This window comes from Acinetobacter sp. Ac_5812, assembly GCF_013072695.1.
Lineage (GTDB): Bacteria > Pseudomonadota > Gammaproteobacteria > Pseudomonadales > Moraxellaceae > Acinetobacter.
Genome location: NZ_LXUK01000001.1, coordinates 110,353 through 124,464 on the forward strand (window position 1 = coordinate 110,353; position 14,112 = coordinate 124,464).

General features: G+C 42.0%; 14 protein-coding genes. 2 read left to right on the forward strand and 12 right to left on the reverse strand.

The genetic code is table 11. The features are described from left to right. Positions 1–43: 43 nt before the first annotated feature. Positions 44–925, forward strand: coding sequence for an EamA family transporter (locus A7P55_RS00610; RefSeq protein WP_016162262.1), 882 nt, complete (start codon positions 44–46; stop codon positions 923–925). A 53-nt stretch (positions 926–978) separates the two neighbouring features. Next, positions 979–1,836: an EamA family transporter gene (locus A7P55_RS00615; protein WP_171550706.1), complete on the forward strand. Its 858-nt coding sequence runs from the start codon at positions 979–981 to the stop codon at positions 1,834–1,836. Between the two features lie 14 nt (positions 1,837–1,850). Here A7P55_RS00615 and A7P55_RS00620 read toward each other — a convergent pair whose 3' ends face one another. The 12 genes from A7P55_RS00620 to A7P55_RS00675 form a co-directional block, all read right to left on the reverse strand. After that, a complete protein-coding gene (locus A7P55_RS00620) occupies positions 1,851–2,618 on the reverse strand; it encodes a TSUP family transporter (protein WP_023271220.1) in 768 nt (255 codons plus the stop codon). A gap of 11 nt (positions 2,619–2,629) precedes the next feature. Next, positions 2,630–3,523: a tRNA pseudouridine(55) synthase TruB gene (gene truB / locus A7P55_RS00625; protein ID WP_171550707.1), complete on the reverse strand. Its 894-nt coding sequence runs from the start codon at positions 3,521–3,523 to the stop codon at positions 2,630–2,632. Between the two features lie 137 nt (positions 3,524–3,660). Then, entirely contained in the window at positions 3,661–4,032 is a 372-nt protein-coding gene (gene rplS / locus A7P55_RS00630; protein ID WP_004803988.1) for a 50S ribosomal protein L19, read from the reverse strand. Between the two features lie 194 nt (positions 4,033–4,226). Further along, positions 4,227–4,967 carry a tRNA (guanosine(37)-N1)-methyltransferase TrmD gene (trmD, locus tag A7P55_RS00635; RefSeq protein ID WP_171550708.1) on the reverse strand — a complete coding sequence of 247 codons (741 nt, stop codon included), beginning with the start codon at positions 4,965–4,967 and terminating at the stop codon, positions 4,227–4,229. Positions 4,968–5,012: 45 nt separating this feature from the next. Continuing rightward, on the reverse strand, positions 5,013–5,561 hold the full coding sequence (rimM, locus tag A7P55_RS00640; RefSeq protein ID WP_004803983.1) for a ribosome maturation factor RimM: 549 nt from the start codon (positions 5,559–5,561) through the stop codon (positions 5,013–5,015). 16 nt (positions 5,562–5,577) lie between these two features. After that, positions 5,578–5,835, reverse strand: coding sequence for a 30S ribosomal protein S16 (rpsP, locus tag A7P55_RS00645; RefSeq protein WP_004660208.1), 258 nt, complete (start codon positions 5,833–5,835; stop codon positions 5,578–5,580). Positions 5,836–5,998: 163 nt separating this feature from the next. Then, on the reverse strand, positions 5,999–6,574 hold the full coding sequence (locus A7P55_RS00650; protein ID WP_171550709.1) for a type IV pilin protein: 576 nt from the start codon (positions 6,572–6,574) through the stop codon (positions 5,999–6,001). Next, positions 6,558–10,820 (reverse strand): hypothetical protein, encoded by a 4,263-nt coding sequence (locus A7P55_RS00655; protein ID WP_171550710.1) that lies wholly within the window; start codon positions 10,818–10,820, stop codon positions 6,558–6,560. The genes A7P55_RS00650 and A7P55_RS00655 overlap by 17 nt, the downstream gene beginning before the upstream one ends. A gap of 13 nt (positions 10,821–10,833) precedes the next feature. Then, positions 10,834–11,601 carry a pilus assembly PilX N-terminal domain-containing protein gene (locus A7P55_RS00660; RefSeq protein WP_171550711.1) on the reverse strand — a complete coding sequence of 256 codons (768 nt, stop codon included), beginning with the start codon at positions 11,599–11,601 and terminating at the stop codon, positions 10,834–10,836. Continuing rightward, the gene (locus tag A7P55_RS00665; protein ID WP_171550712.1) at positions 11,598–12,623 is read right to left on the reverse strand and encodes a PilW family protein; all 1,026 of its coding nucleotides are present in this window, start codon (positions 12,621–12,623) and stop codon (positions 11,598–11,600) included. Before A7P55_RS00665 ends, A7P55_RS00660 begins: the two co-directional genes overlap by 4 nt. A gap of 1 nt (position 12,624) precedes the next feature. Beyond that, positions 12,625–13,113, reverse strand: coding sequence for a type IV pilus modification protein PilV (gene pilV / locus A7P55_RS00670; RefSeq protein ID WP_171550713.1), 489 nt, complete (start codon positions 13,111–13,113; stop codon positions 12,625–12,627). Further along, positions 13,110–13,796: a GspH/FimT family pseudopilin gene (locus A7P55_RS00675; RefSeq protein WP_171550714.1), complete on the reverse strand. Its 687-nt coding sequence runs from the start codon at positions 13,794–13,796 to the stop codon at positions 13,110–13,112. Before A7P55_RS00675 ends, pilV begins: the two co-directional genes overlap by 4 nt. Positions 13,797–14,112 lie beyond the last annotated feature (316 nt).

Genomic DNA, 14,112 nt, shown 5'->3' on the forward strand with positions numbered 1-14,112 from the left:
TTGACTTATTATGTGAATATTATACCAACTGTTAAATAATAAAATGTCTAGCCCTGTACTGAAAACACCACTCCATGCTTTATTGCTATTAATGATTGCCATGTTGTGTGTACAAGGCAGTGGTTCTTTGGCCAAAATTCTGTTTCAAAGCTTTCCCGTATTAACCGTTTCCGCTATGCGCCTATTTTTTGGTGCGATCATATTGGCGGTGATTTTTAAGATCTGGACCATCAACTTCAAAGTAGTGCGCTGGAAAGCGATTCTCACTTATGGGGTGGCACTTGCAGGGATGAATGCGCTGTTCTATTTATCACTAGAACGCTTACCGCTAGGCCTTGCCGTTGCCTTTGAATTTATTGGGCCTTTAAGCGTCGCGCTGTATCATGCTCGGCAGAAATATGACTTCATCTGGGTTGGCTGTGCCATTCTGGGCTTAATGTTGCTGTTTCCTTTGCAACAGGCACAACAAGGTCTCGACATGCTTGGCGTATTCTTTGCCATCAGTGCAGGTGCGTGTTGGGCACTGTATATTATTGCAGGGCAAAAGCCTTCGGGCATCTCGGGCAACCATACCGTTTGCTTAGGCATGTCGATTGGTATGCTCTGTCTGCTGCCTTTCGCTCTCTTTTCAGGAGCAATCGACCGGGTGTTTGAACTGCCTAATTTATATTATTTTATCGGGCTAGCGATTTTAGCCAGTGCTCTACCATTTACCCTAGAAATGATTGCGCTACGCAGTTTAACCCCACTCAGTTTTGGAACCTTGATGAGCTTGGAACCCGCAGTTGCCGCTCTCTCAGGCTTTATTTTCCTTGGTGAAATGTTGCTTTGGAATCAATGGCTGGCACTGGGCACGATTATTATTGCCTCAATTGGCTGCACCTTTACCACGCAACAAGCGCGACAGCAAAAAGAGGCCAAATAAATGCTCTTGCCTCTGCATCAGAAAAACGCTCTCGCTTATCGTGGAGATCTTAGATGAAAAATCTCCAATTGGTTGCCGTGCTGTACATGGTGTTGTCCATGCTGTCTTATCAGATCAGCGCATCCTTTGCCAAGCAATTAATCGCCACGCTTGATCCACTCACCGTGACCATTTTAAGACTGTGTTTTGCGACCATTCTGGTGGCGATCATGTTCCGTTCATGGAAAATCATTGCCAAATTGAAGGAGCTAAAATGGCGAGATTTACTCTGTTATAGCGCAGCCTTGTGTTGTATGAATATTCTGTTCTACACCTCTTTGGGTAAGTTACCTCAAGGGATTGCGGTGGGCTTAGAGTTTATCGGTCCATTGGGTTTGGCCTTACTCTCGATTAAACAGCGCAGTGATTATATTTGGGTGGCATTTGCGATTTTAGGCATTGCTTTGATGGTACCGTGGCACGATGCTCAAGCACAGCATTTTTCCTATATCGGTGCGGCATGTGCGCTGGGCGCAGGATTCTTCTGGGCCTTGTATATATATTATGGACATCGTGTAGTACAGCAAAATATTGGCATGCATGCGCTAACTATTGCTATTGGTTTATCCGCACTGACGCTCCTACCCTTCGGGCTATGGAATAATGCGCCTGTACTGCTAGACACTCAATATTGGGGCAAAGCACTGGTGATTGCCCTAATGGCAACTGCGATTCCTTATGCTCTGGATTTAATGGCACTCAAACGTCTGACCAAGCTCAGCTATGGGACGCTTTCCAGCCTTGCACCTGCATTAGCGGCATTAGCAGGTTTGGTGCTGCTCCATGAGCGCATTAGCTTAATTCAATGGGTGGCTTTGGCCTGTATTATGGTGGCTTCGATTGGCGTTACCTTACGCGGTGGAAAAGCTTAGTTAGATCTAAGCCTCTATCCCGTAATAATTTGATAGCCCAAACGACAGATCAAAATACTCACCAGTATCAAGAATAAAATGCGGATAAAACCACTGCCATATTTTAAAGCCAAACGCACACCCAATAATGAACCCGCAATATTGGCAACGGCCATCATCAAGCCTAATGCAAATAGCACATGCCCTGTCGGAATAAAGAAACTGAGTGCTGCCAAATTGGTCATGAAATTGCCAATCTTTGACAATGCCGAAGCATGTAAAAAATCGACTTGCAAAAAGCGAATAAAAAAGAAAATAAAGAAACTGCCCGTACCTGGGCCAAAAATACCATCATAAAAACCAATCGCTAAGCTACCCATCGCAGCCAGTAGCAGTAACTTTGGCGTGATTTTTTGATCAACATGGACTTGCCCAAACTGCTTTTTAGCGAAGGTATAAATCGCAATCACAATCAGCATAATCAAGACAATCGGTCTTAAGATATGCGTCGGCACCAATGACACACAGGCCGCCCCAATAAAAGAGCTAATAAAGGCAAATAATGCAATCACACCGAGTAATGACCATTGCAATTTGACACGACGCACAAATGAAAATGCTGCCGAACCTGTGCCACAAATCGAGGCCAGTTTATTGGTTCCAAACAAGGTGGCAGGTGCAGTTTGTGGTAAAGCCCCCATCAGGGCAGGAATCTGAATCAAACCACCGCCACCGACAGCTGCGTCAATGGTTCCCGCACAAAAAGCAAAGAACACTAAAGTTAGAATCAGTTCCCATTCCATTGACGATACTCTTATAAATTTAACAAGCGTTTTGGTACTAAACGTTTTTTATCGGTGATCTCGGCCAAACCTAAGCAACGTTCCCCATCAAAAACCAGCACTTCAGCTGCAGCTTCATGATCGATATTACTTTCCTGACCGTTACCAAAATACTTTTCACGACCTTCAGGCAATTGCACCCGAGGAAAATGCTCAACAGGTGCATAGACTGACAGTAATAATGCATCCCGCTCCTCCAAAGAAAGGCTTTCGAGATATTCAATGGTATAACTTGGATTAATCTCAAAGTGACCTGTTTGAGTACGATGCAATTTGGTTAGATGCCCACCACAACCTAAAGCTTCGCCAATATCTTCGCCTAATACGCGAATATAAGTGCCTTTCGAACAAGTCACATCGAGTGTCAGACTATCTTCAGTAAAATCAACCAATGTTAAGTCATAGATGGTGACTGGGCGCGCTTCGCGCTCAATTTCGATCCCTTTACGCGCCAATTCATATAGTGGACGACCATCACGTTTCAAAGCTGAATACATCGGTGGCACTTGTTGAATATCACCACGGAATTGTGCCAGAACCTGTTCAATATGCTCTGCGGTTAATGTCGGTACTTCTCTCTGTTGGAGAATTTCACCTTCAACATCACCTGTCGCTGTGGTTTGCCCTAACTTGACTGTGGTTTGATAACGCTTGGTTGAATCCAATAAATAATGCGAAAACTTAGTCGCCTCACCTAAACAGATCGGCAATAAACCGGTTGCCAATGGATCGAGCGCACCTGTGTGGCCTGCTTTTTGCGCATTAAAAAGTCGACGTACTTTTTGCAGCGCAGAATTAGAACTTAAACCTAAAGGCTTATTTAATAGGAAAACACCGCTTAAATGGCGGTAAGAACTTTTTTTCATAAAAGAAAAATCAAAGCATAAAGGTCTATTTTAGCAAAACTCGGCCTAGGATTTAAAAAAGGATTGGCTTTTAGCCGCAAACAGACATAAAAAAATGCGCCAAAGGCGCATTTTTTTGCTTTACAACAAAGTTAAAATTAACCTTGTTTACGAGCTGGTAACTTTTCACGAATACGTGCAGCTTTACCAGACAACTCGCGTAGGTAGTAAAGTTTAGCACGACGAACGTCACCACGACGTTTCACTTCGATTTTAGCAACGATTGGAGAGTGAGTTTGGAAAACACGCTCAACACCAACACCGCTAGAGATTTTACGAACTGTGAAAGCAGAGTTCAAACCACGATTTTTCTTCGCGATTACAACACCTTCAAATGCTTGAAGACGTTCACGTTCACCCTCTTTTACTTTAACTTGAACGATAACTGTATCGCCCGGTGCAAAAGCAGGGATGTCTGATTTTAACTGTGCATTTTCAACAGCTTGAACTAAAGGATGTTTACCACTCATGTGGAATCTCCAATATGTGCGGGAGAGAAGAGGTCTCTGACACCGCTGGGAATAGAGGCTAAAGCGCATATCTCCCGTTTAACTTTCCCTTTAGGGCAAAATTGCCTTAAAGAGCCTATTTTTAACTTAAACCAAGTTTAAGTAAAACTCGAAGCAACGCTTCTCGTTGGGTACGAAGACAAACTGATACCAGTTTAATCTTTCGAATTTTTTAACCATTTAATTTGCTGTTTGCTCAACTCTACTTTTTCCACCAATTCTGGTCGACGGTCTAAAGTACGTTGATAACGCTGCAAAAAACGCCATTTCTCAATATTGGCATGATGTCCTGATTTAAGTACCTCAGGCACATCCAACCCTTCGAAACAGTCAGGCTTGGTATATTGTGGACAATCCAATAGACCATCCACAAAAGAATCTTGTATCGCAGATTGCTCGTCAGACATGACATTGGGCAATCGACGAATAATACTGTCGAGCAATACCATCGCAGGAAGTTCACCACCCGATAAGACATAATCCCCAATTGACCATTCTTGATCAACATAATGCTGGATTAAACGCTCATCGACCCCTTCATAACGACCACACAATACAATCAAACCATCATAGTCAACGAATTGCTGTACTGCCTGTTCATTTAAGGTTTTGCCTTGCGGTGACATATACACCACTGGCGCATGAACACAGCCCGCTTGCATTGCAAGTTGTTTAGCATGGGTAATTGCTTGTGCCAACGGCTCAGCCATCATCACCATACCCGGACCACCACCGAACGGACGTTCATCCACTCGTTTATAGTTGCCCTCAGCAAAATCTCGTGGGTTAATGCAAGTCACTTGCACGATGTCACGCTTTGCTGCACGCCCGCTAATCCCGTGCGCTGTAATCGCTTCAAACATTTCAGGAAACAATGTGATGACTGCAAAAAACACCGCAGACTCCTCTATTTTCCTGCTGCGCGACCGTCCCCGAAAGGATTAGTAGTCTACGCCCCAATTGACGTAAATACGACCAGCTTCAAGATCAACGCGTTGTACCACATCTTTATGCCAAGGAATCATTCGCTCTTCAGCGTCAATGCTATCAGGCGTCGCTTTGACAACCATGACATCATTAGCACCTGTTTCAAACAGTTCGTAGATTTGACCGAGATTGACTTCTTGTTCTTCATCATCAAGACCTAACACCGTTAGACCTTTCAGATCAGACCAGTAGTACTCGTCTACATCTGCTTTTGGAAGCTGAGATTTGGCAATCCAGATATTCGCACCAACCAGATTTTCTGCACCAGTACGATCATTCACGTCCTTTAATGCAACAACCAAGCCTTTGCCGTGTGGTTTCCAACGTTTTACATCAATAGTTTGCCAACCTGCCTTGGTTTCAATGTACCAAGGAAGGTAGTCAAACATATTGCTCATAGGTTCTGTATTAGAGTAAACCCAGAGCCACCCATTCAATCCATAAGCTGAACGTAACTGTCCAATCTGAATACGATCTTCTGGCACATTCTGTGTCGATGTCATGGGCTACCTACTACAATTATGCAGTAGTTGCAGCTTTTTTAGCTTGAGCAGCTAAAGAAGCAACGCGATCTGAAGGTTGAGCACCTTGTGCAACCCAGTGAGCAAAACGGTCAGCATCTAAACGAACTTTTTCAGCTTTACCTTGTGCAGTTGGGTTAAAGAAACCAATACGCTCGATGAAACGACCATCACGTGCATTGCGGCTATCAGTTACAATGATTTGATAGAATGGACGTTTTTTCGCACCACCGCGCGCTAAACGAATAACAACCATGAGAACAACCTTATAATTTTTACGGATTATCCCTGCGCCGACCATCGGCAACACTTCAAACCCCTTTCATAGAGGGCGATATTCTACGTTATATTTGCTTTGAAAGAAAGATTAAATTTGGGGTTATCCACAGCTCTGAATTTAATTTATAAAATCTACTGAGTTACCAGTCTTCTGTCTCATTACCACAGCTTGATGTCGTGATATTTGCAGCCGTTTTGGTTTTACATTTAAGGCCTGTACTTGTGAATAACAAGGAATAATTCCTCGGACTTTGACTCACGGCTTTTAATGACCACGCCTGAGTATTGACCGTTAATGTTAAGGTAAATTTTTGGTTAGCACTCGTTGCTGTCAAAGGTAGAAGCAACGTGGTGTTGGTTGCGCTAGGTACGGTGTAGTAAGCACCTTGATTCGTCGCGGTTCCTTTCAGCACAAAACCATCATAACTAAAATTGCGTGACCGATGTTTTTCCAAAAGCTCAGCAACTTTAAGCATTTCTTGTTGTGCTGTAGATAAGTCTGCACGGCGAATATAAGTGTCATAACTTGGAATTGCAATCGCAGCAATAATTGCCACGATTGCAACCGTAATCATCAATTCAATTAGGGTAAAACCTGTACAAGGTTTCCGCGTTGCACAAGAACGAGTACTCGATCGGAAGTCGTAAGAAACACTCGGTCTTACCACTTCCGAAGCGACACATCGACATAACTGCATTTTATTCATTACGTTCATACCAAGTGAGTGGCACCAATTGACGGCGCATTTGATTGACAGGCAAACCACTCAACGTATTGCTACTATTCCCCGAAATCAGTCCACGTGATTGCAAATTGTTTTTACTTGTCGAACCTGCCCCAACACTCAGTGCCACAATTCCATCGCCAGATTTACCCACCAATCCAACGCTTTCAGAAAGCTGCGCTTGTTCACATACCCCAAAAGGTAAACAATAACGGTACACCTCTGTTTTCCCACGCACCTGAACTGGACAGGTAGGCCTTACGCCGCGGTCATACACACTGGCATACAAATTCTTGTTCATTACAACCATTTCATCTGTAACTTTCTTCGCATTGGCAAAAGAAACGGCCCAGCCATTTGGCATCAATGCTTTTACTTCTGCAATATTCTTATCTTTAGCTTCGTCTTTACCTAATATGCCGCGTAGCGCTTTGTCTGTTGTTGTTAAATCAATATCTTTTGTTTCTAATTTATCTACTGCCAAGGAATATAAATTGGTTTTAATTACATCGCGATCAAACAGATTATAAATAGCCCCTGAGCTAGAATCACTGGCTGGTAAACTACGATTGCCTGAGGCAATGCTAATGACAGCTAATGGTTGTTCATAGCCATAGACAGTAAAGTTTGGTGCATCAAAGAATCGTGGGCTAAGACCAGCTGTTGCATGTAAATTTAGGATACGTGTCGCGCGTTGTGCAAAATCACCTGTTGTTGTATTGGCATTGATATCCACTCGCCAAACCTGCCCCCCTAAATCACCAAAATACAAATGATCAACTAAGCCATTGCCGTCACGATCAGCGACACTAATACGACTAACAACACTATAATCCATATTCGTTACCTTTAAGGCATTCTCTTTTGCAGTATCGTTTTTAGTTATTGCACTCGCACTTGCCCACCACAATAGATCACCATTATCAGCATCAAACATATAAACCCCCGCACCTTTTTTATTGGTTTGGTTATATGTTGGGCACTCATACCCCTTGTTACTATAAGCAGATAAACTCACACCTGTTTCCAAATCAGCACAAGTAACTGCCCCTGATGCATCATAGCCACCTCCTACAAACATCACTTGTTTACGTTGCCCTTTCCAATTGACATAAGCAATTGTAGGTTTAGACCAGCTTTGCCCCATATTCTCGATTGCGGAGAATGCTTGCCCTGCCGGATTTGCTGCAGAATAAACTTTGCCTGTATTTGGATCGATATGGAATTTAATTTCTGGCTTGTCTAGATCTGCAAGGTTAAGTGCATAATAACTACGCCCTCCCATACGCAAACCACCATATAAAGTTTGTTTTCCTGTTGCGATGACAATATCTTTATTCTTTGCTTGCTGAACAGTTGCATAAACTTTGCCATCACTGCCCATACCATAGGCATATTCAGTATAAGCAGTCCACGCACCGTCTATACCATACGGCATATCAGGCCAGAAACCTTTACGGTCTTTTACAAACGCTTTTCTTTGCTCAGCATTTTCCAGCATTTCATTTGGCACAAAAGCAAATTTCTCTTTCCCATCATCGGCATCCACGACATGTAACAACCCTTGAGTTGAACCAAAAGCAATGTAATCATCCCGATCAATTTTGTTCGTATCAAACTTAGCATATTGAGTCAGTTTTAATGGCGTAGAATGCAGTGACATCCCCATCTGCCAAAGTGGTTCACTTTGAGTAAGGCTATTTCCTGTTGCACTTTCAGGATTATCTAACTGATAGCCCAAGAGACTCATTAAATACCCCCCATAGCTATCTTTGGCAGAAGCATTTATTGCACAGCGTGCCGCACTCGAATCAGCCAAATAATCAGCTGTTACTTTTTTCAAGCTTGAACTTTCAGCAAAGGAACCATCCGTTTGACAATTTCGGTTAATCCATAACTTACGTGCTGACGTATCCGTCTTTGTTGCACGCAAAGTATTCAGTTGACCTAATGCCCCACCAGTAAATAATTTAGTGTTTTTATCTTGATCTTCTAATTCATTACTATTCCATTGATCTTTCCAATCCACCATACGGATAACATTATTTCCACTGGTCATATCTGTAACGGAATATTTTTTAAGATTTCCAAACCAATTTTGTTGATCCGCGGGTGCAAACATACTGTTATAAACATCATTGCTTAATTGATAGGGTGTTAATGGATCAGCAGGAATGGTTTGTAAGCCCATAAATGGCGCTGATTCCACATCAGCAATATGCTGATTAAAATTGACAATACTTTGTGCAATGCCTCCTGTACTTGCTTCTGTATACCAACCACCCTTGCCTTCTTTACCCCAATATGCAAGATTCCTCACATCTCCAAGTTCTGCATCGGTTGTAGGCTGAGTCGGCAAAATGATATCAACCACATTTAAAAGTGGTCTTAGATCAGCAATAATACTCAAGAGACTCAATGCAGCATTTAATAAACTTTTTACACTACTCAACAAGGTATTGACAATACTGCCACCTGTACCGACACCAATGACCGTGTCGCCACTGAGCCGTACATAATTAAACTCTTTACCTATCCCTGCTACACCTGTTTTGATCTCAACCTGTGTTCGATAAGCAGCATTGCTATCCAATAATGCTTTGGAATAATTCGCCAAGCATGCCCAGGTCGCTGTAGAGCTACCCAACTCCCAACCACTTGGCGGACTTGCCTTACAAAAATCATTAATATTGGTTGTTGCAGTTTTTCCAAGTGATTTTTGCATAATGCGCTGTACTCCCAACGCATCAGCTGGCACAAGTTTTGGTGCATTGCCTGTTAAAACAAAAATCCCTTGTGCTTGGCATTGTGAAGTTGTCACTCCACTTATTTTTTGTTTGATCGAAGTTGGATTATCATAATCACTACTATTTACCTTCATTGGAATAGTAGTAGCACGATAGTTATAGCCAGAATAACTCGCATCCGCAGCATAGTAATAACGAACCACGCTCTTATTGGTATTACCAGACAACCATCCAAGCAGTGCTCCCAGCAAATCACCTAGCAGCCCATTGCTTGGTGTTACTTGTTCAGTACGAATGTAACCCGTTGGAATGGGATATTCTATTAATATGTCATTTGGCCAACTAGTCTTTTTATCATATAAAGTACAATCATTATTTGTTTGTCGAGTTAAACATTTATATGCAACACTTGGCTTAGCAACGGGCACTTCAAACTCAGACAGAATCTCGCCTGTTGCTCTAGTATTATGTCCAAGTAAATAAGCCCCAGTTTCGGCATAGGCTGTGACCAACGGTGATTCTGGGTTATTTAATAAAGCAACAAGTGTTGCGGGAAGACTACCAATAAGCCCAAGTACATCTGTAACTAAACCAAGAATATTAAGCCCATCAAGTACATTTCCAAGAATGCCCACAACTTTATCCAACGTATTTCCCAATGGATCCGAACTTGGTGCCAAACCATCTATTGCAGCTTTAAGAGCTTTTCGCTGGTTACTATCATCGGCTACGACTGTACCACTTTCATCTTTATCTCCCTTTTTATAGCCTAGCTCTAGCGCAGGCACGACAATCATTCCTGCTTTTGGGTTTACCCCACTACTGTTTTTAGCAGGAGCAACCGTAAGTCCTATTGCTGTTTTAGGAGATAATGCCGTAACCCCATTCTTAGCATTACCATTTAAAACATCACGCACAGCCATTTTGATTCGGGATAAACGACTATAACAGCGATAACCTTCACCCAAATTAATATTCACGGAAAGGATTTTATTACTCCGAACAGGTTCACTTGCGTCAAGCTTAGAAAATGGCGTACAACTGGCACGCATATAATCTAATGAACTTTGCAAACCCAATAAGCTATTTTTTTGGGTTCCTGTGATGGTGTCGACCGTACCTAATAAGTCTAAAACTGCTTTTGGAAAAACCACATCACAATAGACTTCTGTTCCAGCTGGTGGCGTCAACTTAACATCCACAACAGGCAATGCCCCAACAACTGCAAATACCTTACTGCTGATACATAATGGATAGTCTTTTAATAAGTCCAATGCAGGAGATCCCATACTTTGGGAGGTATCTACCATTAACATAATGGTGCTATTTCCCCCACTACTCCCTTGTCGGTAGATCTCAACATCACTTGCATGAACCGAGGGTGAAACAATAAAGAAACATGACAATGCAGAACCGATCAATACAATCCATTTCATGTTGTTATTACTTACATTGATTGGTTTTTGTTGTTTCATCTTATTATTTTTCATGATCATTTCTCCCTTATGAACCTGACGGCTCAAAGTCAGATAAGAAGCGATATTCTGCAACTTGTGTGCTATATAAAATATTTTTCTCTTGTAGGCACTGAACCAATCCTGTTTCTTTTTTTTCAATCGCTTCTGGCGTTAGCTCAATACTTTTATTCAAACACCCTGTTTTCGTATCAAATAAATCACTATTAGGGTTTGAAAGTAGCCCTTCCATTACTGAGGTCACCTGTACACGCAAACGAATACTATTCTCTGTTTTTGCACCAATGACATCTGTGCCACGCGCTAAATCCGAGAAAGGTTGAGCCGTAGAGGCTGCTTTTTTAATATGAACCTGTGTCACCACTTGTGAGCGTCCGCCAGAAAACTTGGTTACATCACGTTTATCTTCGCTACTAAGTGCCTGACATGCTCCACCACCTGTTGCCATCAACTGACTATGTTTCGTCGCACCATCCCAATACAACCAACTTGCATTTGACAAGTTAAAAGGTTGGGTTCCCTTAAAACAGAAAACCAGTTCTTTATTCCAGTTATCCTCATTCTTAAAGAAACCGACAATCCCATTCGTAGAGGCCATATTCTGCTGAATATCCGGATTTTGAAAATACATCAATGCTGCATCAGCATTTTGTGCTAATAACGTTTGTATTTGATTATTACTCACTAATTTTAATGAGCTCACACTTTGTCGAATAGCTAGAGTCCCTATGATCGTGATCATCAATACAATCATCAGTACAACAATCAGTGTCGAGCCACGATGAACATATCTCATGTTCCAGCCCCCCCATTTGTACAGGTTGTGGTTTTACTGCTATCGCAACCCTCTGAGACCCACCCCATCGCATTTCTTAAAGAAATTGTTTGATCCACAGCCTGGCGTAAATAATTATCCTGAGAAGCAGGCGTGAGACTAACTTTGGTACCAAGGACTTGAAATGGCTCTTTATTTCTTTGGTTAATCACCGCTTGATTGCCTGTTTTATTATCCGAACGAACCAAGACACCAATTTGAATGGCATGCACATGCGGACGAACAGTCAAGGTGACACCATCAATATTTTTTTTAGCTGGCGTCAATGCCATATAGTTCTTTACATCTGTATAAGCTAGGGTACTATTGGTACTATTAAGGTCGCCATCCATATACCCCAAACGAATCTGGAAAAAATCCACATTAGGTAAAATGACCTGACTTGTACCCCAAGCCAGTTTTAAGCGGTCTGTTGTTGTTTTGGTGTCAAGCGTCGCTTGTGTATATTGTGCCGCTTGACACCGTAAAGATTGCCGCGGGTCCGTTGACGTTGAACCAACATAATAACGCTGTACCACGAAAGTCCCATTCGCAACATCCGCACCAGAACAATCAAGACCGCCTTGAGGTGCTTGATAACGAATCAGCAATTGATCATTGGTTAAACCCGTTACATTGGCATTCCCAAAACTAGTGACTTGGTTATTGGCAAAACAGTCTGCACAATTTAGATCAACTGCCCCGCCCACATTATTTGAAGTCAGTAAAATACCTGCATACGCAGTTTGGTCATTAATCGCTGGGACTGGGGAGCTTAAATTTGCTTTACGAATATCATCAACAATAAAGTTCAGCCCCAAACTGGCATTGTCTTGAATATGCGCCATTGCTTTTTGCAATTTATAACTGGTAATCCCTGTAATAAAAAGCTGAATAGCAGCTGCCACAATTAATAAACCCAAAGTGAGTGAGATCATTAATTCAATCAAAGTAAAGCCTGACTGGGCTTTAACATGTTTGGCGTAGAGAAGGCCTGTTTCCATTTTAATATGCCTCCAAGAACAAGCAGTGTGATCCAGAAACATAGACACCATCTTTAACACATACTGCAATGCCCTGATCACCTGCGAGATTGGTTTCATCCCAAGCCACATAGATACATTGTCGATTACTTCCTGTTGGACACTGATCGACAGCGAGGTTCATGCCATTATTTTTGGCATCAAGTGCCGCATTTTGTAAGTCTTGTAAAGCAATCTTTTCAGGTATATCCGCTACAATTGCAACCTCAGTTTTAGGGACTTCAACCGCTTTCACTTTATATTTCCCAGCACGGGCCGCTTGTGGATTCGCCCGCATACGTTCTGCAAGATCACGTGCAATCGTGAGTGCCAAGACCTGTTTATTCGCTTCAAAACTGGCATCAATTGCCCGCAACTGCAAAGCAGCAAAGCCCAATACACTGATTGCCAATAAAACCAGAGCAACTAATACTTCAACAAGCCCAACACCTTTCTGCTTTTGAATATTCATGTGCAAGCTCCTTCTTTAACTGTTGTATCTCCAATCACCCCGACCTGAATACAATAAGAAAGATTTTGTCGCTCTAAAATAAAATTCTTTTGTACAGCAAGGCTGCCATTTCGTCTAAAGCTAAGATTGGTCGAGGAGCTATTGGCACTGGTCACACCATGATCTAAACGTGCAATAAAGATTCGTTGTGTTTCTGCTTTTGGAATGGCAATGGCTGTAGCACAATCGTCGTTGGATAAAGAGGCTAAACAGACTCCTGTACTCTGTCGTAACAAAACAGCTTGACTACGAGCTTCTGAAATTTTCATCACCAGTTCACGGGCAGAAGACTCTAATTTTTGTCGGCTATACATGGTTGCAAATGAAGGAGCTGCCATGAGCGCAATGATTGCTAGAATAGCGATTGTGATAATGAGCTCAACCAACGTAAATCCTGAGATAGGAAACAGTCGAGTATTACTAGATTCTATCGCAAGACGAGAAGCTAGGCTTCGAGTACGAAGATGAACAAAGCTCTGCTTTGTCTGAGCGCAAGATGAAGAGCTACGCTCGAAGTTGCACGGATGAAGTTGGACAACACTCAACCCTATCCCAAGACGAGAAGCTATGCTTCGAGTAGAAGGGTCGGTAAAGCTATGCTCTGTCTGAGCGCGAGACTGTAAGTCATCATGTGCTTGTTGCATACAGTCCTCCATATGCACAAATCTTTTTGTTTTAACGGACATTTTTATTAATTTTTTATTAAGCATTGATTTTAAAAATTATTTTTATAAAACCCTTACAGGTCTTTAATTTTAAATCAGTAAAATCAAATCGTTATATTAATAAGATGAACGTTATTTTCGTGATTGTTTTCATGTTTAATATTAATTTCTATCGAAAATGCACCAAAATCTACCTTTAAGAGATAAAAGGTAGGTAATCACAGACAAATGATAAGTAGGTCACATTCATTAATTATTGTTGTTAAAAATATTAAATAGTTCACAAAATCAACTG